Annotated in this window: 18 protein-coding genes and 1 pseudogene; 7 read left to right on the top strand and 12 right to left on the bottom strand. The window is 74.2% G+C overall.

The window, feature by feature from the left end:
* Positions 1–36 precede the first annotated feature (36 nt).
* The 3 genes from ACFYYT_RS05245 to ACFYYT_RS05235 all read left to right on the top strand — a co-directional run bounded on the left by ACFYYT_RS05245 (position 37) and on the right by ACFYYT_RS05235 (position 6,402).
* Positions 37–3,372, top strand: a complete 3,336-nt coding sequence (locus ACFYYT_RS05245) for a protein kinase (RefSeq protein WP_388606976.1) — start codon at positions 37–39, stop codon at positions 3,370–3,372.
* Between the two features lie 54 nt (positions 3,373–3,426).
* Positions 3,427–5,568, top strand: coding sequence for a TPM domain-containing protein (locus ACFYYT_RS05240; RefSeq protein WP_388606974.1), 2,142 nt, complete (start codon positions 3,427–3,429; stop codon positions 5,566–5,568).
* Positions 5,569–5,673: 105 nt separating this feature from the next.
* Entirely contained in the window at positions 5,674–6,402 is a 729-nt protein-coding gene (locus ACFYYT_RS05235) for a PspA/IM30 family protein (RefSeq protein WP_351828892.1), read from the top strand.
* Between the two features lie 145 nt (positions 6,403–6,547).
* Here ACFYYT_RS05235 and ACFYYT_RS05230 read toward each other — a convergent pair whose 3' ends face one another.
* The 8 genes from ACFYYT_RS05230 to ACFYYT_RS05195 all read right to left on the bottom strand — a co-directional run bounded on the left by ACFYYT_RS05230 (position 6,548) and on the right by ACFYYT_RS05195 (position 16,478).
* Entirely contained in the window at positions 6,548–9,163 is a 2,616-nt protein-coding gene (locus tag ACFYYT_RS05230; RefSeq protein ID WP_388607143.1) for a SpoIIE family protein phosphatase, read from the bottom strand.
* A gap of 183 nt (positions 9,164–9,346) precedes the next feature.
* The gene (locus ACFYYT_RS05225) at positions 9,347–9,775 is read right to left on the bottom strand and encodes an ATP-binding protein (protein ID WP_351828942.1); all 429 of its coding nucleotides are present in this window, start codon (positions 9,773–9,775) and stop codon (positions 9,347–9,349) included.
* Positions 9,776–9,940: 165 nt separating this feature from the next.
* On the bottom strand, positions 9,941–10,351 hold the full coding sequence (locus ACFYYT_RS05220) for a (deoxy)nucleoside triphosphate pyrophosphohydrolase (protein ID WP_351828895.1): 411 nt from the start codon (positions 10,349–10,351) through the stop codon (positions 9,941–9,943).
* Between the two features lie 27 nt (positions 10,352–10,378).
* Complete coding sequence (locus ACFYYT_RS05215) at positions 10,379–10,573, bottom strand: SPOR domain-containing protein (protein WP_351828897.1); 195 nt, start codon at positions 10,571–10,573, stop codon at positions 10,379–10,381.
* Between the two features lie 160 nt (positions 10,574–10,733).
* Entirely contained in the window at positions 10,734–12,419 is a 1,686-nt protein-coding gene (locus tag ACFYYT_RS05210) for a hypothetical protein (RefSeq protein WP_351828899.1), read from the bottom strand.
* A 202-nt stretch (positions 12,420–12,621) separates the two neighbouring features.
* On the bottom strand, positions 12,622–13,374 hold the full coding sequence (locus ACFYYT_RS05205; RefSeq protein WP_351828902.1) for a GntR family transcriptional regulator: 753 nt from the start codon (positions 13,372–13,374) through the stop codon (positions 12,622–12,624).
* Positions 13,375–13,511: 137 nt separating this feature from the next.
* Complete coding sequence (locus ACFYYT_RS05200; protein ID WP_351828905.1) at positions 13,512–14,672, bottom strand: DUF4190 domain-containing protein; 1,161 nt, start codon at positions 14,670–14,672, stop codon at positions 13,512–13,514.
* Between the two features lie 231 nt (positions 14,673–14,903).
* Positions 14,904–16,478 (bottom strand): S8 family peptidase, encoded by a 1,575-nt coding sequence (locus ACFYYT_RS05195; RefSeq protein WP_351828907.1) that lies wholly within the window; start codon positions 16,476–16,478, stop codon positions 14,904–14,906.
* A gap of 213 nt (positions 16,479–16,691) precedes the next feature.
* Here ACFYYT_RS05195 and ACFYYT_RS05190 point away from each other — a divergent pair, with 213 nt between their 5' ends.
* Positions 16,692–17,801: a threonine synthase gene (locus ACFYYT_RS05190; protein ID WP_351828909.1), complete on the top strand. Its 1,110-nt coding sequence runs from the start codon at positions 16,692–16,694 to the stop codon at positions 17,799–17,801.
* 106 nt (positions 17,802–17,907) lie between these two features.
* Positions 17,908–18,843 (top strand): EamA family transporter, encoded by a 936-nt coding sequence (locus ACFYYT_RS05185; protein ID WP_351828912.1) that lies wholly within the window; start codon positions 17,908–17,910, stop codon positions 18,841–18,843.
* Between the two features lie 29 nt (positions 18,844–18,872).
* Here the strand turns inward: ACFYYT_RS05185 and ACFYYT_RS05180 are convergent, their stop codons facing one another.
* The 4 genes from ACFYYT_RS05180 to ACFYYT_RS05165 all read right to left on the bottom strand — a co-directional run bounded on the left by ACFYYT_RS05180 (position 18,873) and on the right by ACFYYT_RS05165 (position 22,677).
* Positions 18,873–19,661: a trypsin-like serine protease gene (locus ACFYYT_RS05180; protein WP_351828915.1), complete on the bottom strand. Its 789-nt coding sequence runs from the start codon at positions 19,659–19,661 to the stop codon at positions 18,873–18,875.
* The gene (locus ACFYYT_RS05175) at positions 19,658–20,740 is read right to left on the bottom strand and encodes an alpha/beta hydrolase-fold protein (protein ID WP_351828917.1); all 1,083 of its coding nucleotides are present in this window, start codon (positions 20,738–20,740) and stop codon (positions 19,658–19,660) included. The genes ACFYYT_RS05180 and ACFYYT_RS05175 overlap by 4 nt, the downstream gene beginning before the upstream one ends.
* Before the next feature lie 208 nt (positions 20,741–20,948).
* On the bottom strand, positions 20,949–22,076 hold the full coding sequence (locus tag ACFYYT_RS05170) for an alpha/beta hydrolase-fold protein (protein WP_351828920.1): 1,128 nt from the start codon (positions 22,074–22,076) through the stop codon (positions 20,949–20,951).
* A gap of 163 nt (positions 22,077–22,239) precedes the next feature.
* The gene (locus ACFYYT_RS05165) at positions 22,240–22,677 is read right to left on the bottom strand and encodes a MarR family transcriptional regulator (RefSeq protein WP_351828923.1); all 438 of its coding nucleotides are present in this window, start codon (positions 22,675–22,677) and stop codon (positions 22,240–22,242) included.
* Between the two features lie 77 nt (positions 22,678–22,754).
* On the opposite strand from ACFYYT_RS05165, the gene ACFYYT_RS05160 reads away from it, so the two are divergent.
* On the top strand, positions 22,755–23,735 hold the full coding sequence (locus tag ACFYYT_RS05160) for an SMP-30/gluconolactonase/LRE family protein (RefSeq protein ID WP_351828926.1): 981 nt from the start codon (positions 22,755–22,757) through the stop codon (positions 23,733–23,735).
* A gap of 207 nt (positions 23,736–23,942) precedes the next feature.
* Positions 23,943–24,038: pseudogene (locus ACFYYT_RS05155) on the top strand (Uma2 family endonuclease); the annotation flags it as partial.
* Positions 24,039–24,051: the final 13 nt, after the last annotated feature.

Below are 24,051 nucleotides of genomic sequence, written 5' to 3'. Positions count from 1 at the left end.
TCGACCGACGCGACGTCAGGGGGCTTCGCGGTGCGGGTGGGGGATCTACTGGCGGGCCGGTACCGGCTGGACCGGCGGCTCGGCGCGGGGGGCATGGGCGAGGTGTGGCGCGGCCACGACCTGGCCCTGGACCGGGCGGTGGCCGTGAAGGTGCTGCTGGACGCGGTGACGAACGAGGAGGTGATCGCCCGGTTCCGGCGGGAGGCCACCATCGGGGCGCGGCTCCAGCACCCGGGCATCACCGTCGTGCACGACGTGGGGCAGCACGAGGGCCGGCTGTTCATCGTGATGGAGCTGCTGTCCGGCGAGGACCTGGCGGCCGTGCTGGACCGGGAGCGGGGCGGGCTGGCGCCGGACCTCGCCGTGGAGCTGGCGGCGCAGACCGCCGAGGCGCTGGCCGCCGCGCACGAGCGGTCCGTGGTGCACCGCGACCTCAAGCCCCCGAACCTCTTCCTGCTGCCGGGCGGCCGCCTGAAGATCTGCGACTTCGGCATCGCGTACTCCGCGGACGCGACGGCCGGCTGGACGGTCACGGGACGGATCTTCGGCACGCCGCCGTACATGGCGCCGGAGCAGTGGCGGGGCGAGCGCGTGGACGCCCGGTGCGATCTGTACGCGCTGGGGTGCGTGCTGTACGCCCTGCTGAGCGGGGCGCCGCCGTTCGGATCGTCCGAGCCGCTGTACGTACTGATGCGGCGGCACGTCGAGGACGTCCCGCTGTCGCTGCGCGAGGCGGGGGTGGCGGTGGCGCCGGACCTGGACCGGCTGGTGCTGGCGCTGCTGGCGAAGGACCCGGCGGACCGGCCGGAGTCGGCGGCAGCCGTCGCCGAGGCGCTGCGCGCCCTGGTGGCCCCGCCGGGCGGCGCCGAGGAGTCCGGCCCGGGGGCTGCGCCGGGCCGGGAGCCCGCACCTCCGGGAACTCCGACGGACCGGGAGCGGCCCGCGACGGGCGGGACGCGGGGGCCGGGCGCCCCGGCGGGCGGCGAGCAGGGTCCGGGCACTCCGCCGGGCGGGACGCCGGATGCGGGTGCACCGGCGGGGGCCGCGGCGGACCGGGAGGCGGCCACGCCGCGCCCGGAGCAGCCCGCCACGGGCGGGGAGCAGGGCCCGGAGGCGTCGGTGGGCGGGGGGATAGCGGTAGGGGTGGGGGAGTTCGTGCGGGGGTTGCTGCGGGAGGCCGAGGGGGACCTCCGGGAGGCACCGCCCTCACCGGCGGCCCGCGTGGAGGTGCTGGCCGTCGCCGCCGACGCCGCCGCCCGCTTCGACGCCGGCCTCGCGCACCGGCTGCTCGCGGACGCCGAGCTCGCCGCCCGCAGCGACGGCGACAACGACGGGGCCCGGGCGGCGCGGCTGCTGACCGGGCTGGCCAGGGACGTCGCCCCGCACGCCCCGGCGCGGGCCGTACGGCTGCTGACCGAAGCCCACCAGGCCCTGTTCACGGTGTCCGCCGCCGACCGGCAGGCCCCGCTGCGGGCGGTGGCGGAGGAACTGGCCCGGCTGGCCCCCGAGCGGGCCGCCCAGCTCACCGGCTACCACTTCGCCGACGGCCCGGCGGAGAACCGGCTCCGGGCGCTGATCGCGACGGCCGTGGCCGCGGCCCGTCCCGAGGAGGCCGAGCGCCGGCTGGCCCGGATCCAGGACGCAGGGGCGCGCGCGGCGGCCACCTACGACCTGGTGCTCGCCCTCGCCCCCCGGGACCTGGACGCCGCGCTGCGGCTGAGCGAGCGGACCGGCTCCGCCGGGGCCCGGCTGCTGGTGCTGTGCCAGGTGGCCCGGGACCGCGCCGCGGCCGGGGACCCGGCGGGCGGGGCCCGGGCCCTGGAGCAGGCCGAGGCCGAACTCCCCGAGGTACTGGAGGAACGGGCGGCCTGGCTGCACGAGGAGGCCGCCCGCGAGGACGTCGCCGGGCGGCTCGGCGGGGCCGGGGCGGAGCGGCTGCGCACCCGCGCCGTCGCCCTGCTCGGACGCCGTCCCGGAACGGCGGGCGACGAGAAGGCCGACCACGCCCTGGCCTCCCTCGCCGCCGCCCGGGACCTGGTGGAGCAGGGCGCCCGGCCCGCGCTGGACCCCGTACGGGCCCGTACGCGGGCCGGGCGGGCCCGGGAGCTGCCCGATCCGGCCGACCGGGCGCGGGCGCTGGCCCGGATCGCTCGGGACTGCGTGGCCGCCGCGGACGCGCCCTGGCTGGCCGCGGTGGCGGACGACCCGGGCCGGGCCGGTGCGAACGCGGAGCAGGCGACGGCGACGGCGACGGCCGCGGCCGCGGACCGCCCGGCGCGGCCCCCGCGCGCGGCGGCGGACGGGCGCCGCTGGCGGACGGCGGCCCGCCCCGACGCCCTCTGCCCCGCCGGGGACGCCGTGCTCTGGCGGGCGGGGGCCGAGGTGGGGTGCGTCGCGGCGGACACCGGGGCGGCCCGCTGGAGCGCCTTCGCCGACGAGGGGGTGCCCGCGGCCCCCTTCACCGGCCGGCTCGCCGTGGACTGCGCGGCCGACGCCGCGTCGGTGTACGTGAGCGTGGCCGGGGCGGAGCCGCCCGCCGCCCGGCTGCTGGCGCGGGAGCCGCGCGACGGGCGGGTGCGCTGGTGGCGGGACTGGCCCGCGGCTCCCCGGCTCTACCCGGCCGGGGAACTGCTGCTGGCCGCCGTACCGGGCCGGCTGGCGGCGCTGCGCGCGGACAGCGGCGAGGAGCTGTGGGTCCGGCCCCTGGACGGGGACCCCGCCGATCCCGCCCGGTCCCTGACGGTGGCCGCCGACCGGCTGGTGCTCGGCGACGCGGCCGGGCTCCGGGGGCTGCGCCTGCGCGACGCTGCGCCGCTGTGGGCTTGGGCCCGTTCCGGCGAGGGCTTCACCGAGCGGGAGGTGCCGGGCGGCCCGGCCCGCACCGGCCCCGGCTTCGGCGGCGGTCTGGTCCACCTGCTGGACGCCGGGACCGTACGGGCCGTGCGCGGCGGCACCGGCGAGGAGGTCTGGAGCTTCGCGGCGGGCGTCCCGGCGCCCCGGCTGCTGGTCACGGGCGGGGCCGCGTACGTGGCCGGGCACCGCCGCGACCAGGGCGCCGACGTCGTGTGGGCGCTGGACGCGCGCAGCGGGGCGGTGCTCTGGCAGCGGCCGCTGGTGCGCCGCGAGGGGACGGACCCCGCCCTCGGGCTGCTCGGCGTCCGGGCGGGCGGGCTGACCGTGCTCGCCTCCCTGGGGGGCCGGCGCGGGCTGCTGGGCAAGGCGCTGCCGCCGTACGTGGCGGTGCTGGACCTGAAGACCGGCAAGGTGCGCGGGCAGTGGGAGGAGCCGGCCCTGGGGGCGGGGGACGTCCTGCTGGCGGGGGAGCTCCTGGTCCTGGCACGCCCCGAGCTGGCGGCGTACGCCCGACCCTGAGGGGGGCGCCGCCTCCGGGTGCGGGGCCCGATGTGCGCCCATACCCTCCGAAATGTGTACCCGCCGAGAAGCGAGACCACCAGAGGGCCCCGGGCCGCGCGCGGCGGACTGGCCCTCGCCGCCGTGCTGCTGGCGTTCGGCGGATGGGGCGTGGCGGCCGCGCCGCCCGCCCGGGCCGAGGATCCTGTCACCCTGTCCCGGCAGGGGCAGATCACCGACCGGGTGGGGGCGCTGGGCGACCGGAAGGCCGCCGTCACGGCCGCGTTGGACAAGCTCTACGCCGACCACAGGATCCAGCTGTTCGTCACCTACGTGCACGACTTCTCCGGCCGCTCCGCCCAGAGCTGGGCGGACGCCACCGCGCAGAAGAACGGGCTGGGCCAGAACGACGTGCTGCTGGCGGTGGCGACCGGGGCCCGCCAGTACGCCTATTCGGCCGATGTGGACTCCGGTTTCACCGAGGAGCAGCTCGCGACGGTCGCCCGTACCGCCATCGAGCCCGCCCTGAGGGAGAACGACTGGGCGGGCGCGGCGATCGGCGCGGCCAACGGCTACGGCGCGGTGCTGGGCGGGCTGCCCGTGCCGGTGCCCACGATCACCCCCGGGGAGAGCGATCCCGGCGGCGGGGGGAGCGGGGGGAGCGGGGCCGGGGACTTCGTCCTGCCGGTGGTCGCCGTCGGCGCGGCCGGGGCGCTCGGGGCGTACGCGTACACCCGCCGCAAGCGCGGCCGGGGCGGCGGTGGCGGTGGCGGTGGCGGGCGGGGCACGACGACCGCCCACCCGGGCTGGGACGGGCGGAGGGCGGAGCCGACGCCGCTGCCGGAGCTGGACGCGCGGGCCAAGGCGCTGCTGGTGGAGACCGACGACGCGGTCCGCACCAGCACCGAGGAACTCGGCTTCGCCTCGGCCCAGTTCGGCGACGAGGCGGTCGCCGGCTTCACGCAGGCCCTGGCGTCCGCCAAGGACGGGCTCACCCGCGCCTTCCGGCTGCGCCAGCAGCTGGACGACGCCTACCCGGAGGACGACGCGACCAGGCGCCGGATGCTGGACGAGATCGTGGCCCGCTGCACCGAGGCCGGCCGGCGGCTCGACGCCGAGTCGGCGGCCTTCGACCGGCTGCGGGACCTGGAGAAGAACGCCCCGCAGGCGCTGGCCACGGTGGAGGCGCACTTCCGGACGCTGACCGGCCGGACGACGACGGCGGAGGCGACCCTGACGGACCTGGCCGGCCGGTACGCGGACTCCGCGTCCGCCCCGGTGGCGTCCAACCCCGAACAGGCCAAGGACCGGCTGCTGTTCGCGACCACCCACCTCGGCGAGGCCCGGGCGGCCATCGACGCCGGGGACAACGGCAGGGCGGCCGTGCACGTCCGGGCCGCCGAGGGAGCGGTGGACCAGGCCGCGACCCTGGTCGACGCGGTGGAGCGGCGGGCCCGGGAGCTGGCGGAGGCCGCCGGGAAACTGACGGGCGCCCTCAACGAGACGGAGACCGACCTCGCCGACGCCCGGGGCCTGCTCACCGGCACCGCCGAGGGCTCCTCCACCGCCGACCTGCGCGGCCGGATCGGCCGGGCCGAGTCCGTACTGGCCGACGTGCGCCGGGAGGAGGCGGCCGGGCGCTACGACCCGATCGACGCCCTGCGCCGCATCGAGGAGGCCGACGCGGCCCTGGACCAGGCCCTGACCGGGGCGCGCGAGCGGGAATCGGGGCGGCAGCGGGCGGCGGCGCTGCTGGACCAGGCCCTGCTGTCGGCCCGCAGCGCGATCGGCGCGGCGACGGACTACGTCACCACCAGCCGGGGCGCCGTCGGCAGCCAGGCCCGTACCCGGCTGGCGGAGGCGCAGCGGCACCTGGAGCGCTCGCTGTCGCTGGCCGCGGCCGATCCGTCGGGCGCGCTGGCGGAGGCCCAGCAGGCCGACTCGCTCGCCCGGCAGGCGCAGCAGCTGGCGGAACAGGACGTACGGGCGTACCAGAACCCGTACGCCGGGCAGCGCTCCGGCGGCGGCCGGGGCGGGGCGGTGCTGGGCGGGATCATCCTCGGCGAGATCCTCCGGAACGGCGGGGGCGGCTTCGGCGGGGGCCGGGGCGGCGGCTTCGGGGGCGGGGGCGGGGGCTTCGGCGGTGGCGGCAGCGGCCCCGGCTCCTTCGGCGGGGGCGGCACCCGGGGCCGGATGGGCGGTGGCGGCCGCTTCTGACCCGCGCGCGGCGGCCCCGGCGCGCGCCCCCTCCCGTCCCCGTGAACCCGTGAACCCGTGAACCCCTCGACCTCTTGCCCTGTTGACCGTCAGGAGAGCCCCGTCATGAGCAAGCAGACCATCCTCGGCCGTGTCACCCAGCTCGCGAAGGCGAACATCAACGCGCTGCTGGACCAGGCCGAGGATCCGCAGAAGATGCTCGACCAGCTGATCCGCGACTACACGAACAACATCTCGGAAGCCGAGCAGGCGGTGGCGACCACCATCGGCAACCTGCGGATGCTGGAGGCCGACCACAAGGAGGACGTGGACGCGGCCGCCGAGTGGGGCGACAAGGCCTTCGCGGCCAGCCGGAAGGCGGACGAGCTGCGGGCGGCGGGTTCGGCGGCGGACGCCGACAAGTTCGACAACCTCGCGAAGGTGGCCCTCGGCCGGCAGATGCAGTCGGAGAAGGAGGCGAAGACGGCGGAGCCGACGATCGCCGCCCAGAGCGAGGTGGTGGACACGCTCAAGTCGGGCCTGGCCTCGATGCGCGACAAGCTGACGGAGCTCCAGGCCAAGCGGGACGAGCTGGTCGCCCGCGCCAAGACCGCGCAGGCGCAGAACACGATGCTGGACGCGGTGAAGAACATCGACGTCCTGGACCCGACCAGCGATCTGAACCGCTTCGAGGAGAAGGTCCGCCGCCAGGAGGCCCTGGCGATGGGCAAGCAGGAACTGGCCGCGTCCTCCCTGGACGCCCAGTTCGAGTCCCTGGAAGACCTCGGCAAGAGCGCGGAGATCGAGGACCGGCTGGCCGCCCTGAAGGCCGGCGGCCGGAACCGGGCGGCCTAGAGCAGGTCAGGGCGGCCCGGCGCCGCCGCCAAGCCGCCGCCGTCACAGTCCGGCGAGGAAGGTCCTCGGCCAGGTGTGCGAAGGAGGCCCCTTCGGACAGGTGCCCACGCTTGTATGGATCGGCGGGCCCCGGTCCCGTACGAGGTCATCCGTACATGCTCAGCAGTTGCTCCGCCGAGAGTTCGGTGACCACCACGTCCGGGCCGCCGGGCATCGGCAGGGGCAGCTCGAACCAGACCGTCTTGCCGCGGTGGGTGCGCCGGGTGCCCCAGCCGGCCGAGAGCAGGCCGACGAGCTGGAGGCCGCGGCCGCCCTCGTCGGTGTCCCGGGCACGGCGGCGCCGGGGCTGGGCCAGGTTCGCGTCCCACACCTCGCACACCAGGGTGCGGTCCAGCAGCAGCCGCAGCCGGATCTCCCCCTCCCCGTACCGCAGGGCGTTCGTGACCAGCTCGCTGACCAGCAGTTCCGTGGTGTCGAGCAGCCCCTCCAGACCCCACGCCGGCAGCTTCGCCCGGGCCAGTTCCCGGGCCCGGCCCACCGAGCGGGCCTCGCGCGGCAGCTGCCAGTCGCCGACGGCGTCCACGGGCAGGCCCTGCACCCGGGCCATCAGCAGGGCGATGTCGTCCTCCCCATGCCGGGTGTGAAGGGTGTTCAGCACGTGGTCGCAGACCTCCTCCAGCGGCCGGCCCGGATCGGCCACCGCCTGCCGCAGTCCGCGCAGCCCCTCCTCCAGGGGGTGGTCGCGGGATTCGACGAGCCCGTCGGTGTAGAGCGCGAGCAGCGCGCCCTCGGGCAGTTCCACCTCGACCTCCTCGAAGGGTTCGCCGCCCACCCCGAGCGGCATCCCGGTCGGGATCTCCAGCAGCAGGCCGGGGCGCGGCGCGGCGCCCTCCTCGGCCGGTTCGACCAGCACGGGCGGCATGTGGCCCGCGTTGGCGATCGTGCAGCGCCGGGTCACCGGGTCGTAGACGGCGTACACGCAGGTGGCGAGGTAGACCTCGGAGCGGTCGGCATCGCGCGAGTGCAGGGCCGCGCGCGAGGCCTGCTGAGAGCCGCCGGGTGCGCCGAGGCCGCGCGCGACCTCGTCGAGGGCGGTGAGCACCTCCGCCGGTTCCAGGTCCAGCAGTGCCAGGGTCCGTACGGCGGTCCGCAGTTCGCCCATGGCGACGGCGGCCCGCAGCCCGCGGCCCATGACGTCGCCGACGACCAGGGCCGTGCGGTGCCCGGGCAGTTCGATGACGTCGAACCAGTCCCCGCCCACCTCGGTGGCCGCGTTGCCCGGCAGGTAGCGGCAGGCGATGTCGAGCCCGGCCGCCTCCGGATCGCCGGGGGGCAGCAGGCTGCGCTGGAGTATCAGGGCCCGTTCGTGCTCGCGCCGGTAGAGGCGGGCGTTGTCGATGCAGACGGCGGCGCGCGCCGCGAGTTCCACGGCGACGGCCCGGTCGCGCTCGCCGAAGGGCTCGCTGCCCTTCGTACGGGAGAACTGGGCCAGGCCCACCACCGTGTCGTGGGCGACCATCGGCACGATCAGCGTGGACTGTACGAGCGCGTCCGGCGGGCCCCCCTCGATCAGCCGGGGCCGCGCCGTGCGCAGGGCCAGCGCCCCGGGCGAGGCGGCCGGATAGCGGTGGGTCTCCCCCACGGCGACCGGTGCGCCGGACCCCGACAGCGGGGCGTCGGACACGGCCGAGGCGAAGGCCACCCGGCGCAGCGGGGCGGACGGCGCCCGCCCGGCCCCCTGCCCGGGCAGCGAGGGCACTCCGGGGCCCTGCGGGCGGGCGGGCCGGTCGTCGTCTCCGAGGAGGAGGCCCTGGTAGAGGTCGACGGCGGCCAGGTCGCAGAACCCGGGGACGGTGACGTCGAGGAGTTCGCGGGCGGTGGTCTCCAGGTCGAGGGAGGTCCCGATCCGGTGCCCGGCCTCGTTGAGAAGTGCCAGGTTGCGCCGGACCCCGGCGGCCTCGCGGGCGGCGAGGTGGCGGCGGGTGACGTCGGTGCCGAGTCCGGCGATACCGATCGGACGGCCGGTGCCGCCGTGCACGCGGTAGAGGTTGATCGACCAGTGGCGGTCGTCGCGGCTGCCCGGGGCCGCTCCGGTGATCCGCAGGTCCGTGACGGACTCGCCGGTCTCCAGCACCCGGCGCAGCGCTTCGGCCATCTTGTCGGCCTCGTGGGGCGGCAGGTAGTCGTGCACGGTCCGGCCGCGGTGCTCCTCGACCGCGCCGCCGAAGACCTTCGCGAAGCGGCGGTTGGCGCGCTGGACGGTCAGGTCCGTACCGAAGAGCAGGAAGCCGAAGGGAGATTGGCCGAATATGGCCTGCGAGGCGGCGAGATCGGATTCGATGCGGCGCAGCGCGCGCACGTCGACGACGACGCACAGCGCGGCCCGCTCGGCGGCCTCGGTCTGGGTCGGCATCACATAGATCTCGGCCACCCCGTGCGCCCCGTCCCCCCCGGGGATCCGGAAGGGGATCAGGCCCGTCCATTCCTTGCCGTCGAGGATCTCGGCGACCCGGCGGTGCCCTCCTGCGCGCAGCTCGGGCGGCATGAAGGCGTCGACCGGATCGCGCCCCACCGCCTGGGCCGCCGTGAGCCCGAACAGCTCTTCGGCGCGCAGGCTCCACTGATCGATGAGCCCGTCGGGCCCGATCGAGAAGGATGCGACCTTTATGTAGTCATATATCGAGCCAGGCGGGCTGCTGTGCCACAAGGAGTCGTGCCACGTCTCCCCGGACAACCGGGCCTGATGTGCCTGCGCAGGTATCTCGCTCACGCGACCGTCCCCTCCAGCTCACCGCAACCGGACCGGCCATGACCGAAGTATTCAGCACCACGGCCCCGTACGGCACGGCGTTCACGATCACAAAAGGGTCCCGTTGTTTTCCGGCCACGTCCGACGGTCTCCACCGGACGCCTTCCGGGAGACCCCCTGCCACCCTTCCCCTTGTTACTCACCAGGAAGAGCCAACTCGAACCACACGGTCTTGCCCGACTTCCCGTGCCGGGTCCCCCAGCGCTGCGCCGAGACGGCGACCAGATGCAGCCCCCGCCCACCCTCGTCGTCCGGTTGCGCGACCCGCTCGCGGGGCGGATCCGGAAGCGGATCGGAGACCTCCACCAGCAGGGCGGGGACGCCCGCCGGGGCGTCGGCGTCCGGATGGCGCCGTACCAGGCGGACCCCGATGGGACCGGAGGCGTAGCGCAGGGAGTTGGTCACCAGTTCGCTGACCAGCAGGACGGTCACGTCACCGACGGAGTCCAGGCCCCAGGAGCGCAGGGTGCCGCGCACGGCGTGGCGGGCGGTGCGGACGGCACCGGGCTCGGCGGGAAAGGCCCACTCGGCGCACTCACCGTCTGTGTCGATCACGCCGATCACTTCCCGGGCCACCAGCGACCCCTGTCAGGTTCGTCGGGGACGAAAGGGGGGACGAGATAGGGACTAATAGCGACATACCCCCTATTTGGGGCGTCGTACCACCCGATCCGCCCCGATCCCCCACGCACCGGCGCACTGTGGCGCAGACGGCCTACCGCGTGCGCTTCACGCGCCCCGGTGCGCCCCGTCGCGCAGCCGCCGGCCGGCCTCCGCGACGGCCGGCCGGTCCTGGTCGAGCCAGTCCACCGAGTCCAGCTCGTGCGGCCCGAGCCAGCGCAGCTCGTCGTGGTCCTCCAGCGGCTCGGGCTCGCCCGAGAGCAGCCGCGCGGTCCACACGTGCAGCACGAAACCCGGCTTGAGGGGCCACTCCCCCGGGATCCGCTCCAGCGCCTCGGCCTCGACGCCGAGCTCCTCGCGCAGCTCGCGCACGAGCGCCTCGGGTACGGTTTCGCCCGCTTCGGCCTTGCCGCCCGGGAGCTCCCACCGGCGGGCCACCTCGGGGGGCGCACTGCGCCGGGCGGCCAGCAGCCGCCCGTCACGACAAAGGGCTCCGCCCACGACCACTCGTACAGTCATGGGCGGAGCCTATGCCAGCGCCGGCCGTCAGTTCGTCGTGGCGGTCTGGCTTCCCTGTCCGATCCGCTCGACCCAGTACAGCTGCTTGTGTCCCCGGTCGTCGAGGCTGTCGACGACCTTCTGGGCCTCGGCCCGGGTGGAGTACCGGCCCACCCGGTAGCGGTTGCCGTTGTCGTCCTGACGTATGACCAGCCATGGGAGCAGGGAACCGCTGTCGTTCATCGCGCTCCACCCTCCGCCGATGTACCTGCCCAGGAAACCGCATTGCGCATATGCCGGAGCTTACGCCCGACCTTTACTCAGCGGATACGGTTTTTCACGAAGAGGTACCTCGGGGGCGTACGCATCCGGCCAGGCGTACGAACGGGCCGTGCGCGCCGGTTCAGACGGGGCGCACCGTGGGCGTCGGCAGGGCCACGGGACCTGCGCCGGGAACCTTCCGGCAGACGTCCCCGCAGGTGGCGTCGAGGGAGCAACAGAGCGAACACACCGGCCCGGACCGCACGGGACAGTCGGCGATGTCCGGCAGCTCGTACGCCGTCTCACACTCGGCGCAGGTGTGGGTCGCGGTGACGTCCGCGACGTCCGCGTCCGGTCCGCTCACGGTGTTCGGCCTGGCCAGGTAGTACTTCCCGCCCGTCGCCCAGGCGATCAACGGGCACAGCAGCAGGGCGAGTCCGGCGGCGATGAAGGTGGAGAAGGCCTCGGCGTAGGTGCCGAAGAGCCCGAAGAAGGCGAGGATCGAGACGGTGGAGGCGATCACCATCGCGCCGAAACCCGCCGGGTTGACGGCGTACAGGTACGCGCGCTTGAACTCGATGTAGGGCGGGCTGAGTCCGAGCCGCTTGTTGATCACGAGGTCGGCCGCCACGGCGGCGATCCAGGCGATCCCGACGTTGGAGTAGAAGCCCAGCAGCTTGCCGAGCATCGCGAACATGTCCAGCTCCATCAGCGTCAGCGCGATGGCGAGGTTGAGGAAGATGTACCAGACCCGGCCGGGGTGGCGGTGGGTCACGCGGGAGAAGAAGTTGGACCAGGACAGGGAACCGCTGTAGGCGTTGGTGACGTTGATCTTGATCTGGGACACGATCACGAAGAGGGCGGCGGCGGGCAGGGCGAAGCCGCCGAGCCACGGGCGCAGCGCCTCGACCTGCGGGGCGATCGGCTCCAGCGCGTGGGTCTTGCCGACGGCCTCCAGGGCCACGAAGGCGAGGAAGGCGCCGCCGAGCTGCTTGGCCGCGCCGATGACCACCCAGCCGGGGCCCGCGGCGAGGACGGCCAGGGCGCGGCGGCGGCGGTTGGCGGGGGTCTCGGCCGGCATGAACCGCAGGTAGTCGGCCTGTTCGCCGATCTGGGCGATGAGGGACAGCGCGATGCCGGTCCCGAAGCCGAAGCCGAGCCAGGAGAACCCGGAGCCCGCGCCGTCGGTGCCCCCGAAGTGCGTGAAGGCGCCCCAGGTGCCGGGGGCCTCGACGGCCAGCACCAGGAAGGGGAGCGCGAGCCCGATCAGCCAGACGGGCTGCGTCCAGGCCTGCACCTTGGCGAGGGCGCCCATCCCGCGGAAGACGACGGGGATCACGATCAGCGTGGTGAGGAGGTAGCCGAGCTGGACGGGGAGCCCGAAGGCCTGGTGCATGGCCTGCGCCATGATCGAGCCTTCGAGGGCAAAGAAGATGAAGGTGAAGGAGGCGTAGATCAGCGAGGTCAGCGTCGATCCGAAGTACCCGAAGCCGGCCCCGCGGGTCACCAGGTCCATGTCCAGTCCGTACCTGGCGCACGCGCGGGCGATGGGAATGCCGGTCAGGAAGATCACCGCGGCGGCGGCGAGGATCGCGGCGGCGCCGCTGGTGAAGCCGTAGGCGAAGACGATGGAGGCGCCGATGGCGAAGTCGGCGAGGTAGGCGATCCCGCCGAGCGCGGTGCCGGCGACGGCGCCGGGGCTCCAGCGGCGGAAGGAGTGCGGGGCGTACCGCAGCGAGTAGTCCTCGCGGCTCTCGTCGGCAGCGAGCTTGGCGTAGCTCCGGCGGGGGCGGGCCGGGGGCGCGGGGCTGGTGGCGGTCTCGGTCATACCGCCGGAAGGTAGGCCCGCCCTGTGACGCCCCGTCACACCCCGGCGTTGCGCGCCGGTTACGCGCCCCCGCCCCACGTCACGCCGGCGTGAACCCCGCCGCGCGCCACCGTCCGCTCACCGGTACGCCGGCGCCGGGGCGGCGGCGGGCCGGTGGACGGGGCGGTGGCGGCGGGTCAGCCGACGGCGGGGTGGCGGCGGGTCAGCGGACGGGGAGGTGGTACGAGAGGCGGTAGCGGTCGGCCGGGACGACGACGTCAGCCGTTTCCACGGCGCGGCCGGACGCGAAGTACGTCCGGGTCACGACGAGGACCACGTGTCCCGGGACCCCGCCCAGCGACATGATCTCCTCCGCCAGCCCCGGCCGCGCGCCGACCTCCTCGACCACGTTGTCCACCACCACGTCGATCGCCGCCATCCGGTCCACCACCCCCGAACCGCCCAGCGGCCCCTCCTCCGGCAGCATCACCGGGGTCCGGCCCGTCACGGCGAGCGGCTCCCAGGAGGTGGACAGCATCATCGCCTCGCCCGCGTCCCGGTAGACGTACCGGGTGCGCATGACCCGGTCCCCCGGCTCGATGCCGAGGCGCCGCGCGATCTCCGCCGGTGCGCCCGTCTGCTCGCTGGCGGAGTCCCACGTCCCGCGGGCCCCCGAATCACCCTGCTCCTGGCGGAACGGCGTCGACGCCCCGCCCGTGCGGTAGCCGGAGCGCGCGACCCGCCGGGGCACCGGCTGCTCGCGCACGTACGTACCGGATCCGGAGCGGCCCTCGACGAGACCCTCCGCCATGAGGACCTTGCGGGCCTCCAGCGCCACGGTGTCGGAGACCCCGTACTCCTCGCGGATCCGGGCCTGGGAAGGGAGCCGGGCGTGCGGGGGCAGGGACCCATCGACGATCTTCCGTCGCAGATCCCCGGCGACGCGCAGATAGGCCGGCTGCTCACCGAAAGTCACGGGCCACTCCCATCAGGTTGACAGACAGCCACACCCTGGCAACCGACGGTTGAAATGCGCAAGCACGGGCCAGAGTTTCACCCGAAGTGATGAAGCCTGGTCACTCAAACCCGTGACCACCCGTTACCCCCAGGGCCTCAGACCGATTCCGACGACGGTCCGCCCCCGGCGCTCCCGCCCTCGCCCTGCGAAGACCCCTCCAGCCACTCCGGAACCCGGGTGGACAGTCCGTACGCGCCCCGCAGTTGCTTCTCCACGTCCACCGACACCGCGCCCAGCGCCGCGTCCCGCGCCTGCTCGAACTCCGCCGTCGTCGCCGCGCGGGAGGCCCGCTGCCACTCCTTGCGCGCCGCCTCCACCTCCCGGAGCCGGGCGGCCGCCGCCGGGCCCACGTCCGTCCGGGCGGTCATGCCCCGCAGCAGCCGCTCCTGCGCGCCCAGCGCCGCGTCGGCCTCGCCCGCCCACCGCCGGTACTCCGGCAGCGGCCCGCCGGGCCGCACGTCCGGGGCGGCGCCCGTCACCTCGTCGGCCTCGTTCAGCACCTTCAGCAGTGCCGCCTGGTCGGGCGTCAGCGTCCCGGCGTCCTTGCGCAGGCTGCCCCGGTGCTCCCGCTCGGAGGTGCCGATGACGCACACCAGGCCGCGGTCGCCGGAGCGCCAGGCCTCGCGCGTGGGGGCGAAGAAGTACATCTCCGCGTACCCGGGCAGCGCCCAGGTGTCCATCGCGTACGCGTCCTGCGCCTTCCAGCAGGCCCGCTCCGCGTCCTCCTTGACCTTCGACGCCCCGGGGAAGGGATCGGGCGGGAAGCCCGCGGACCCGAGGGCGCTCACCGCCGACACCTCGGCGTCGTGCACCCGCTCGCAGCCGATCCGGTAGATGAAAGGGTCCTCGGCCAGCAGGTCGCCGCGCGGGACGTTGAAGCAGTCGCCGGCGCGCAGCTCGTCCATGGCCGCCGGCTCGCCCTCCACCTGCTCCAGCGGCCGTGCCGCGCCCAGCCGTTCGAGGAACGACCGGCTCTGGCTCGCCACCCCGAGGACGAGTACGACGCTCATCACCGCGGACACCACCAGCCCCAGGACCGCCAGCGCCCTGCCCCGCTCGCCCCGGCGTCCGATCTGCACCAGCGCCGCGATGCCGAAGGCGATCCCGAGCGGCGGCAGGCAGAGCAGGCCGACCAGCGGCGAGGCGAGGGCGAAGCCGTTGAGCGGGGGCCGCAGCGTGATCCCGGGCGGCGCCCAGACCGGCTGCGCGGCCTGCGGGTACGGGTGGTGGGGCTGCTGCGGGGGCGGGGTGGTCACAGGGGGACGTACTCCATCACGGATACACGGACGCACGGACACGACGGGGTGCGGCGGGGCGGGCGCGACGGGGACTGCGCCGCCGGGCGCCCGGAGGGCGAACGATTGCGCGAATAGTACGCAGCGGGGGTGACCGAAGATTCGGTCACCCCCGCCGTTCATCGCGCGATCCAGCCTGTTATCGCGCCCCCCGCCGCCCGGTCACCCGGGCGGCGGCAGGTGCGGGCCGCTTCAGAACTGCAGCGCCCAGGAGTCGATCTTCCCGGTGTCCGCTGCGGCGAGGTCGGCCACGCGCAGCTTCCACACGCCGTTGGCGACCTCGGAGGAGGCGTTCACGGTGAAGGTCTGGACGATGTCGTCCGCGCTGCCGCCGGTGCGGTTGCGCAGGTTGTAGACGGTGCCGTCGGGGGCGACGAGGTCGACCTTCAGGTCACCGACGTACGTGTGCTTGATGTCCACGGGCACGCTCAGCGTCGCCGGGGCGTTGCCGGAGATCCCGCTGACGGTGATCGGCGACTCGACGGTGGAGTTGTCGTTGATCGCGTAGTCGGCGGTGTTCTCGAAGCGGGTGCCGGGGTTCGGCGGGGTGGTGCCCGCGCCGACGTTCAGCAGGCGGTTCGGGGAGCCCGTGCCGGGGCCGGTGACCACGTTCGGGGTGGCCGCCGCGACCAGGCCGTCACGGACCTGCGCCGGGGTGCTGCCCGGGTTCTGCGCCAGGTACAGGGCCGCCGCGCCCACCACGTGCGGGGTGGCCATCGAGGTGCCCGAGATGGTGTTCGTCGCCGTGTCGCCGGTGCCCCACGAGGAGGTGATGCCGGAGCCCGGGGCGAAGATGTCGAGGACGGAGCCGTAGTTGGAGTAGCTGGCCTTCGCGTCCGTGTTGGTGGTGGCGCCGACCGTGATGGCCTCGGCCACCCGCGCCGGGGACTTGGAGGAGGCGTCGGTGGACTCGTTGCCCGCCGCGACGCCGTAGGTGATGCCGGAGGCGATCGAGTTGCGCACGGCCGTGTCGAGCGCGGAGTCGGCGCCGCCGCCGAGCGACATGTTGGCCACGGCGGGCTTGACCGCGTTGCGGGTCACCCAGTCGATGCCGGCGACGACCTGGGCCGTGGTGCCGGAGCCGTTGTTGTCGAGCACGCGGACGCCGACGATCTTCGCCTTCTTGGCCACGCCGTAGGTGTTGCCCGCGACCGTGCCGGCGACGTGCGTGCCGTGGCCGTGGCCGTCCTGCGCGGTGTTGTCGTTGTCGATGGCGTCGTAGCCGTAGGAGGCGCGGCCGCCGAGGTCCTGGTGGGTGATCCGGACGCCGGTGTCGATGATGTACGCCGTCACGCCCTCGCCGGCCTTGTCCGGGTAGGTGTAGCTCTGGTCGAGGGGGAGCGCGCGCTGGTCGATGCGGTCCAGGCCCCAGGACGGCGGGTTCGGCTGGGTGGCGTCGACGGTGAAGACGCGGTCCTGCACGACCGACTTGACGGCCGGGTCGGCGGCGAGCTTCCTGGCCTGCGCCTCGGAGACGTGCACGGAGTAGCCGTTGAGGGCCGCGCTGTAGGTGCGGTCGATCGTGGCGCCGTAGCGCTTGGCGACGGCCTTGCCGCTGTCGGCGGTGGACCGGGCGGCGGAGTCGTCCAGGGTCACGATGTAGCTGCCGGCGACGGTTCCGGCGGCGCCCGCGTTCTCGATGACGCCCTGCGCGCCGTGGTCGGCCGCCGAGGCGGGTAAGGCGGCGGCCGCGCCGAGCGCGAGGGCCACCACGGCGGTCGCGCTGATGCCGGCGAACTTCCGGCGGGTGTGACGCATCACGGACATGTGAGGGTTCCTCCTCATAGGTGGTGCGCTGCGGGGGGGGTGCGGGGGGGGTGGCGCGGAGCCCCTGAATTGCATGTACATGACAAGGCGCGGAGCCCAACGGCCCGTCGCCTCCGAAAGGTTGACCCACCCGTGCGGCATCCCACAAGAGGACAACGGACGCGTAACATCCGTGCCATACGACGGCCATGAATGAGCAAAGGTGGTCAGCACATGACGCACGCACTGCCCGGCTACGTCTGCCCCGAGGACGGTACGCGCGCCGACGTGCGGACCGCCCCGTGGTGCTGCCCGCTCTGCGCCGGCCCGTGGGACCTCGACTTCGTCCCGGATCCGGCCACCGCCCTGGATCCGGCGGCCGGTCCCCATTCCCTCTGGCGGTACGCGGCCGCACTGCCGCTGCCGGGGGCGTTCTCCGTCTCGCTCGCGGAGGGGAACACTCCGCTGGTGCCGCTCGCGGAGCGCATTCACGCCAAACTCGACTACCTGATGCCCACCCTGTCCTTCAAGGACCGGGGCGCGGTGATGCTCGCGGAACTGGCCCGGCGGCTGGCTCCGGAGCGGGTCGTCGCCGACAGCAGCGGCAACGCCGGGACCTCGGTGGCGGCGTACTGCGCGCGGGCCGGGCTGGATTGTGAAGTTTTCGTGCCCGAGGGCACCTCGGAGAAGAAGACCGAGCAGATGCGGGCGCACGGGGCGGCCGTACGGATCGTCCCGGGCGGCCGCGAGGCCACCGCCGTCGCCGCCCGGACCGCGGCGGACGGCCCGGGCGTCTTCTACGCGAGCCACGTCTTCAACCCGTACTTCCTGCACGGTACGAAGACGTACGCGTACGAGATCTGGGAGGCCCTCGGCGGCCGCCTCCCCGAGGCCCTCGTCGTCCCGGTGGGCAACGGCACCCTGCTGCTGGGCGCGGCGCTGGCGGTGGAGGAGCTGGCCCGGCGCGGGGTGCGGCCGCCGGCGCTGATCGCGGTGCAGTCGGCGGCGGTGGCGCCGCTGGCCGGGGCGTTCGCGGCGGGCGCGCAGGACGCGGAGCCGGTGCCGCAGCTGCCCACCCTGGCGGAGGGCATCGCGATCCCGGCGCCGCCGCGGGCCCGGCAGATCCTGGCGGCGGTGCGGAAGTCCGGCGGCACCTTCCTGACGGTGCCGGACGACCGGCTGCGCGCCGCCCAGCGGGACCTGGCCCGGCGCGGGCTCTTCGTGGAGCCGACGGCGGCCGCCTGCTGGGCGGCGGTCGGGCCGGGCGCCCCCGACGACCCCCTCCAGGGCCGCACGGCGGTCCTCCCCCTGTGCGGGGCGGGCGCGAAGACGGGCCTGGCCTGACGCCCGGGCGCCCGGGGTCGCGCGGGGGCGCGGGGGCGCCGAACGCCCTGCTCGAGGGCTGAGATACCGGGAAGCGTGCAAGGGGCAACGACCGTAGGATCCGGCCATGAGCACCCCGACGCCCCTGGAGACCTCCGCGAACGCCCCGCAGCGCAAGGTCACCGGGGCGGTGTGGCTGGCCCTCGTCCTCGTCTACGTGGTCTGGGGTTCGACCTACCTCGGCATCCGGATCGTCGTGCGGACCATGCCGCCGTTCCTCTCCGCCGGGACCCGGTTCGTCACCGCCGCCCTGGTGCTCGCCGCGATCGTGGCCTTGCGCTACGGTCCCGGCGCCCTGCGGGCCACCCGCGCGCAGCTCGGCTCGGCGGTGCTGGTCGGGCTGCTGCTGGTGCTCGGCGGCAACGGCCTCGTGGTGCTCGGCGAGACCTCGGTGCCCTCCGGGCTGGCGGCGCTGCTGGTGGCGGCCGTACCGATCTGGGTGGTGGTGCTGCGCGCCGTCACCGGGGACCGGCCGCCGCCGAGCACCGTGGCCGGGGTGCTGGTGGGTCTGGCGGGGCTGGCGGTGCTGACCAGTCCGGGGCTGAGCGGCGAGGTCCGGCTGTCGGGGGTGCTGATGGTGGTGGCCGCGTCGGTGCTGTGGTCGCTGGGCACGTTCGCCGGCTCGAAGCTGCCGCTGCCGGCCAACCCGTTCACCGGCAGCGCGTACCAGATGCTGGCGGGCGGGATCGGCGGGCTCCTCGTCGGGCTGCTGCGCGGCGAGACGCGCGGCCTGGACCTCGGCTCCTTCTCCACCGCCTCCTGGGTGGCGCTGGCCTACCTCGTGCTGATCGGCTCGGTGGTCGGGTTCACCGCGTACGCGTGGCTGCTGCGCTCGTCGGCGCCGCTCTCGCTGGTGGCGACGTACGCCTACGTCAATCCGGTCGTGGCGGTGGCCCTGGGCGCGCTGATCCTGGACGAGGCCCTGACCTGGCCGATCCTGCTGGGCGGGGCGATCGTCGTGGTGGCGGTGGGCGTGATCGTCAGTACGGAACGCAAGAAGTAGCGCGGCACGGCGGGGCCCGGCGGCGCCCGTCAGCCCTTGGCGGCCCGCTCGTAGAGGGCCTTCGCCTTCTCGTCGAAGACCGCGGCGGTGGAGTCCACGTCCGTCTCGCCGCCGCTGAGCACCCCGATCAGCCGGCCCGGGCTGCCCGGGCCGCCCCGGTCGGCGATCCAGGGGCTGCCGCTGGTGCCCGTCCAGAAACCCGCGCAGCTGATGTAGAGCATGTCGGGGTCGTCCGTGTCGTGGCGGGTCTGGGTGGTGCAGGAGACGGGCTTGTTCTGCGGGTTGTGCTCGGACTCCGGGTAGCCGATCACGGTGACGTCCCGCTCGTACCCGGAGGTCCACTCGGGCTTCGGTGCCTCGCCCTGCCCGACGCGCTGCTGCACGCTGCGGCCGTCCGCGTCGGGCTCGATGGTGAGGAAGGCGAAGTCGGCGGTCTCGTCGCCCCACTTCGTCCAGCGTTCGTCCACGTGGATCGAGCGGACCTTCCACACCCCGAGGGGCTGGGTGCCGGAGCCCTCACCGCTGAAGGCGGGGGCGAAGGAGAGCTCCCCGATGGCCAGGCCGTCGTGGGCGACCTCGCCGGGCCGGCCGTCCTCGCCCGCGGGGGCCACGCAGTGCGCGGCGGTCGCGACGACGTTGCCCCGGGGGCTGTCGACGACGCTCGCCGTGCACCAGTGCTCGCCGTTCGCCATGAGCACGCCGACGGTGGGGAAGGGATGCACCGACTGGTCGGCGGACGCCTCGAAGAACACGACGGCGCACACCGCCGCGATCCCGGCGACGACCGCGGCCGAGGCCCCCTTCACCACCGGGCTCATCCCGCGCCGGGGTCGGGCGTCGGTCCCTGCATCACCTTGCTGATCCACTCCAGGGAGCCCTCCCTCATGCCACGTACGTACGACTTCCCATTGTGCTCACCATCCTGGATCACCTGGAGGCGGGTGTGCACGGGGCCCTTCCCGTACTCGCGCATGAAGGCCTCGGCCTGCTCCCGGCCGCTCTCCTTGGTGCCGATCTGGAAGTTCACGTACACGTCGGGGCCGCCCTCCCGGATCAGCTTCGCGGCGAGCTTCTCGGGGTTGTTCTCGTCCATGGCCTGCCGGTTCCCCTGCCACAGCGGGGAGTCCGGGACGAAGTCGACGCCGCTGGCGATCACCGCCTTGAAGCGGTCGGGGTACTTCAGGACGTCCTTGAAGGCGCCGAAGCCGCCCGAGGAGGAGCCCATGAAGGCCCAGCCGTCGCGGGAGGTGAAGGTGCGGAAATTGGCCTTCGTGAAATCGGGGACGTCCTCGGCCATCCAGGTGCCCATCTTCGGCTGGCCGGGGATGTCCGAGCCGTCGAAGTGGTGCTTGGTGTCGGCGTTGATCACCGGCATGACGAGGATGAAGGGCAGGCTCTTGCCGGTCTTGATCCCGTCGATCACGGCCTGCTGGAGGCCGAGGGCCGGGCCGGTGCCCCAGTAGTTCTTGGGGTAGCCGCGGCCGCCGGGCAGGGAGATCAGCACCGGGAAACCGCTCTTGGCGTACCTCGGGTCGTCGTACTCCTTGGGCGCCCACACCCACACGTCGCCGGTGAAGCCCGACTTCCGGCCGGTGAGCGTGGTCATCGCGATCTGCGTGCCGTCCGGCAGCCTGCTGGTGCGCACGAACTGGGCCCTGGGCCCGGTCGGCATCAGCACCCCCGGCCGGATGTCCTGCACCGCGGCCGCCGACTCCTGGGCCTTCCCGAAGGACACCGGGTCCCCGAGGTCCGAGAAGAGGCCGAAGGCGTACGCCGCGCCGGCCCCGGCGGCGAGGGCGAGCGCGACCGCACCGCCGATCAGGCCCTGGCGCAGGCGCTGGGGGCGACGGCCGCCCTTGGTCGCGGGGCCGCCGTCGCCTTGCTGGTCATACTGCACGGATTTGTTCCCGTTCCTTCTCCGGCGCCCTGGTTGGGCGCGGGTCGGACCGATTGGTCCCCCTTGACACCAGTACAGAGGTGTCAACGACCGTAGGGGTTGCCTGGGACCGGGGCGACGTGGCGAGGGCCACGTGGCGGAAGGGACGCCGGACGGGACGCCGGACGGTACGGCGGAAGGGGCGGCGGGGTCGGGGGCGGGCCCGGACTCAGCCGGCGGCGGGGTCCGGCTTCGGGCCCTTGAGCACCTTGCTGATCCATTCCAGCGAGCCCTCCCGCATGCCGCGCACGTAGTGCCAGCCGTTGTGCTCGCCGTTCTGGATGTCGCGGATGGTGGTCTTGACCGGGCCCTTGCCGTACTCGCGCACGAACTTCGACATGCGGTCCTTGCCGGTCTCCTTGGTGCCGACCTGGAAGTTCACGTACACCTCGGGACCATGGGCGTCGATCAGCTTCTGCGCGAGCTTCTCGGGGTCGTTCGCGTCCATCTCCGCCTGGTGCCCCTTCCAGAGCGGGGAGTCGGGGACGATCTCGCCGCCGCTGGCGATGACGGCCTTGAAGCGGTCCGGGTACTGCAGGACGGTCTTCATGCCGACGAAGGCTCCGGAGGAGGAGCCCATGAAGGCCCAGCCGTCGCGGGACTTGTACGTACGGAAATTGGCGCGGGTGAAGTCGGGGACGTCCTCGGCGATCCAGGTGCCCATCTTGGGCTGTCCGGGTATGTCCGCACCGTCGTAGTAGTACTTGTTGTCGGGGTTGAGCACCGGCATGATCACGATGAACGGCAGGCTGGTCCCGGCCTGGACCCCGTCGGATATGGCCTTCTGGAGGCCGAGGCTGCGGTCGGACCAGTAGTTCGCCGGGAAGCCGTTGCCGCCGGGCAGGGCGATGAGGACCGGGAAGGCGCTCTTGGCGTACTTCGGATCGTCGTACTCCTTGGGCGCCCACACCCAGACGTCACCCTCGAAGCCGGACTTGGCGCCGGTCAGCCGGGTCTTGGCGATGACGGTGCCGTCGTCGAGCCTGGCGGTCTGCTTGAAGTCCGACTTCGGACCGGACGGCATCGAGACGTCCGGATCACCACTGGGCGTGGGAGTGGGTGCGGGGGTAGGCGTGGGCGCCTCCCCCTTGGGCCGCTGCGCGGGGGTGGGGGCGGCGAAACTGACGGCCCCGCCGTTCCCGGAGAACCACTCGTTCTTCCAGGCGGCGAACCCGCCGCCGCCGAGGAGCAGCGCGCAGACGACCGCCGCCCCGATCCACCCCGCGCGCCGGGCCCTGCCCCGCCCCCGCCCCGGCTCGGGGTCACGGCCGGACGACTGCTGCGGGTACTCGTGCACGGACTTCGCTCCGAACGTTCATGGCTGCCCCGGGCCGGGACGGGTCCTGATGAGCGAGTCTCCGCGACAGCCCCGACCCGGCGCAAAACACGAGGCCAACACCCGGTGACGCGCGGCGGCACCCCGGCCGCCCGGCCCACCCCGGCCACCCCGGCCACCCGGGCTACCTGAGGCCGTCGAGCACCTCGGAGCAGCGCCCGAGCAGCGCGACGAGCTGCTCCCGTTCCCCCGCGGAGAAGGCCGCGGCCAGCGCCCGTTCCACCCGTACGGCGCCGGCGTCCGCCCGCTCCATCACGGCGCGGCCCTCCTCGGTGAGCCGCGTCTCCAGCACGTTGCGGTGCCACTCGTGGGGGGAGCGCTCGATGAGCCCGCGTTCCCGGAGGTTCTTCAGCACGGTGTTCATCGTCGGAGGGGTGACCCCGCAGAGCCGGGAGAGGGCGGCGGCGGAGATCCCCGGCTTCTCGGCGAGCCAGAGCAGGGCCGCGTACTGCGGGACCGTGACGGCGGCCGGCTTGAGGGCGGTGTTCTTCGCCGCGAGAAGTGCCTGCTCGGCCCGCTTGACGTGCGAACCGATGCGCTCCTCGGGGGGCATGGAGGTCATGGCGGCATCCTACGACCCTTGCCAATCATTAGAGCTCTAACTACTGTTCGACCACACCCGACAGAAAGAACACACCGATGCCCACCCAGCCCCCCAGGCCCCTCTTCCTCACCGCGATGCTGGCCGCGACGGCCGCCCTCACCCTGACGGCCGCCGCCCCTTCCACCGCCGCGCCCCGGATCTCGACGGCGTTCACCCTGCCCGGCGCCAAGGTCTACCCCGAGGGCATCGCCGCGGACTCCCGTACGGGCACGGTCTACGTCGGCTCGTACGCGGACGGCACCGTCTACCGGGCCCGCCCCGGAGCCCGCACCGCCGAGGTCTTCCTCCCCGCCGGCACCGACGGCCGCCACACGGCGAACGGCCTGCGCGTCGACGCCCGGGGCCGGCTGTGGGTCACCGACTCCACCACCGGGGTCGCGGTGTACGACACCCGCACGGGCGCGCGCCTGGCCCACTTCGAAGTCCCGGGCAGCGGCCCGCGCTTCATCAACGACCTCACCATCACCCCGGACGGCACGGCCTACCTCACCGACAGCGCCCGTCCGGTGATCTACCGGGTCACCCCGGCCCAGCTCCGCACCGGCTCCGGCGCCCTGACCCCGGCCTACGACCTGACCGGGCACCTCACCCCGTCACCCGCCGGCAGCTTCGCCCTCAACGGCATCGTCTCCGACCCGGCGGGCCGCTACCTGCTGGCCGTCGACATGACCGCGGGCGACCTCCACCGCGTCGACCTCGCCGGCGGCACCCTCAGCCGCGTCACCCTGACCGGCGGCGACCTCAAGGCCGCCGACGGCCTCGACCTCTCCCCCGACGGCACCCTCCGGGTGGCCCACAACACCCCGAACACCCTGACCCGCTGGCAGCTCGCCCCGGACGGCACCCGCGCCCGCCTCACCCGCACCCTCACCGACCCGGCCCTCCAGATCCCCACCACCCTCACGCACACCCCGACCCGCACCCTGGTGGTCCGCTCCCAGTTCGACAAGGGCGGCCCCATGAACCCCCAAGGCACCCCGGCCCCCTTCACGATCGCCGCAGTCCAAGGCCTCTGACCCCCACCCGACACCCGCCACCGCCGCCGGCACGCGCATACAGAAGGGGTCGGACTCGACGGAGTCCGACCCCTCCTGAGCACAACGCCTGCGGAACCGCCGCTTTCGAGGGAGCCATTGAAATCCCCCGGACCGGATCGTCGGCCCTCCAGCCCGAGGCGCAGGCCGCTACCGTGAAGCCAAGCCACGACCGCACTGCCCGGCTGGATGCGCCCGCCGCGCGCGGAGGGCTGGTTCGCGGAGGACCTCGACCGCCTCCCCGAGGCACCCCGCCACACCGAGCTGATCGACGGAGCCCTCGTCGGCGGAGAAATCC

It is taken from the genome of Streptomyces sp. NPDC002032 (genome assembly GCF_042890765.1).
GTDB lineage: Bacteria > Actinomycetota > Actinomycetes > Streptomycetales > Streptomycetaceae > Streptomyces.
The sequence above is the reverse complement of the archived record's forward strand: the minus strand, read 5'-3'. Positions and strand labels throughout refer to the sequence as shown.

What these genes read in the sequence shown, in the direction of transcription:
- ACFYYT_RS05235 (WP_351828892.1), top strand. Translation starts at nt 5,674, where the DNA reads ATGAGCAAGCAGACCATCCTCGGCCGTGTCACCCAGCTCGCGAAGGCG.
- ACFYYT_RS05220 (WP_351828895.1), bottom strand. Translation starts at nt 10,351, where the DNA reads ATGACTGTACGAGTGGTCGTGGGCGGAGCCCTTTGTCGTGACGGGCGG.
- ACFYYT_RS05215 (WP_351828897.1), bottom strand. Translation starts at nt 10,573, where the DNA reads ATGAACGACAGCGGTTCCCTGCTCCCATGGCTGGTCATACGTCAGGAC.
- ACFYYT_RS05210 (WP_351828899.1), bottom strand. Translation starts at nt 12,419, where the DNA reads ATGACCGAGACCGCCACCAGCCCCGCGCCCCCGGCCCGCCCCCGCCGG.
- ACFYYT_RS05195 (WP_351828907.1), bottom strand. Translation starts at nt 16,478, where the DNA reads ATGTCCGTGATGCGTCACACCCGCCGGAAGTTCGCCGGCATCAGCGCG.
- ACFYYT_RS05190 (WP_351828909.1), top strand. Translation starts at nt 16,692, where the DNA reads ATGACGCACGCACTGCCCGGCTACGTCTGCCCCGAGGACGGTACGCGC.
- ACFYYT_RS05185 (WP_351828912.1), top strand. Translation starts at nt 17,908, where the DNA reads ATGAGCACCCCGACGCCCCTGGAGACCTCCGCGAACGCCCCGCAGCGC.
- ACFYYT_RS05180 (WP_351828915.1), bottom strand. Translation starts at nt 19,661, where the DNA reads ATGAGCCCGGTGGTGAAGGGGGCCTCGGCCGCGGTCGTCGCCGGGATC.
- ACFYYT_RS05165 (WP_351828923.1), bottom strand. Translation starts at nt 22,677, where the DNA reads ATGACCTCCATGCCCCCCGAGGAGCGCATCGGTTCGCACGTCAAGCGG.
- ACFYYT_RS05160 (WP_351828926.1), top strand. Translation starts at nt 22,755, where the DNA reads ATGCCCACCCAGCCCCCCAGGCCCCTCTTCCTCACCGCGATGCTGGCC.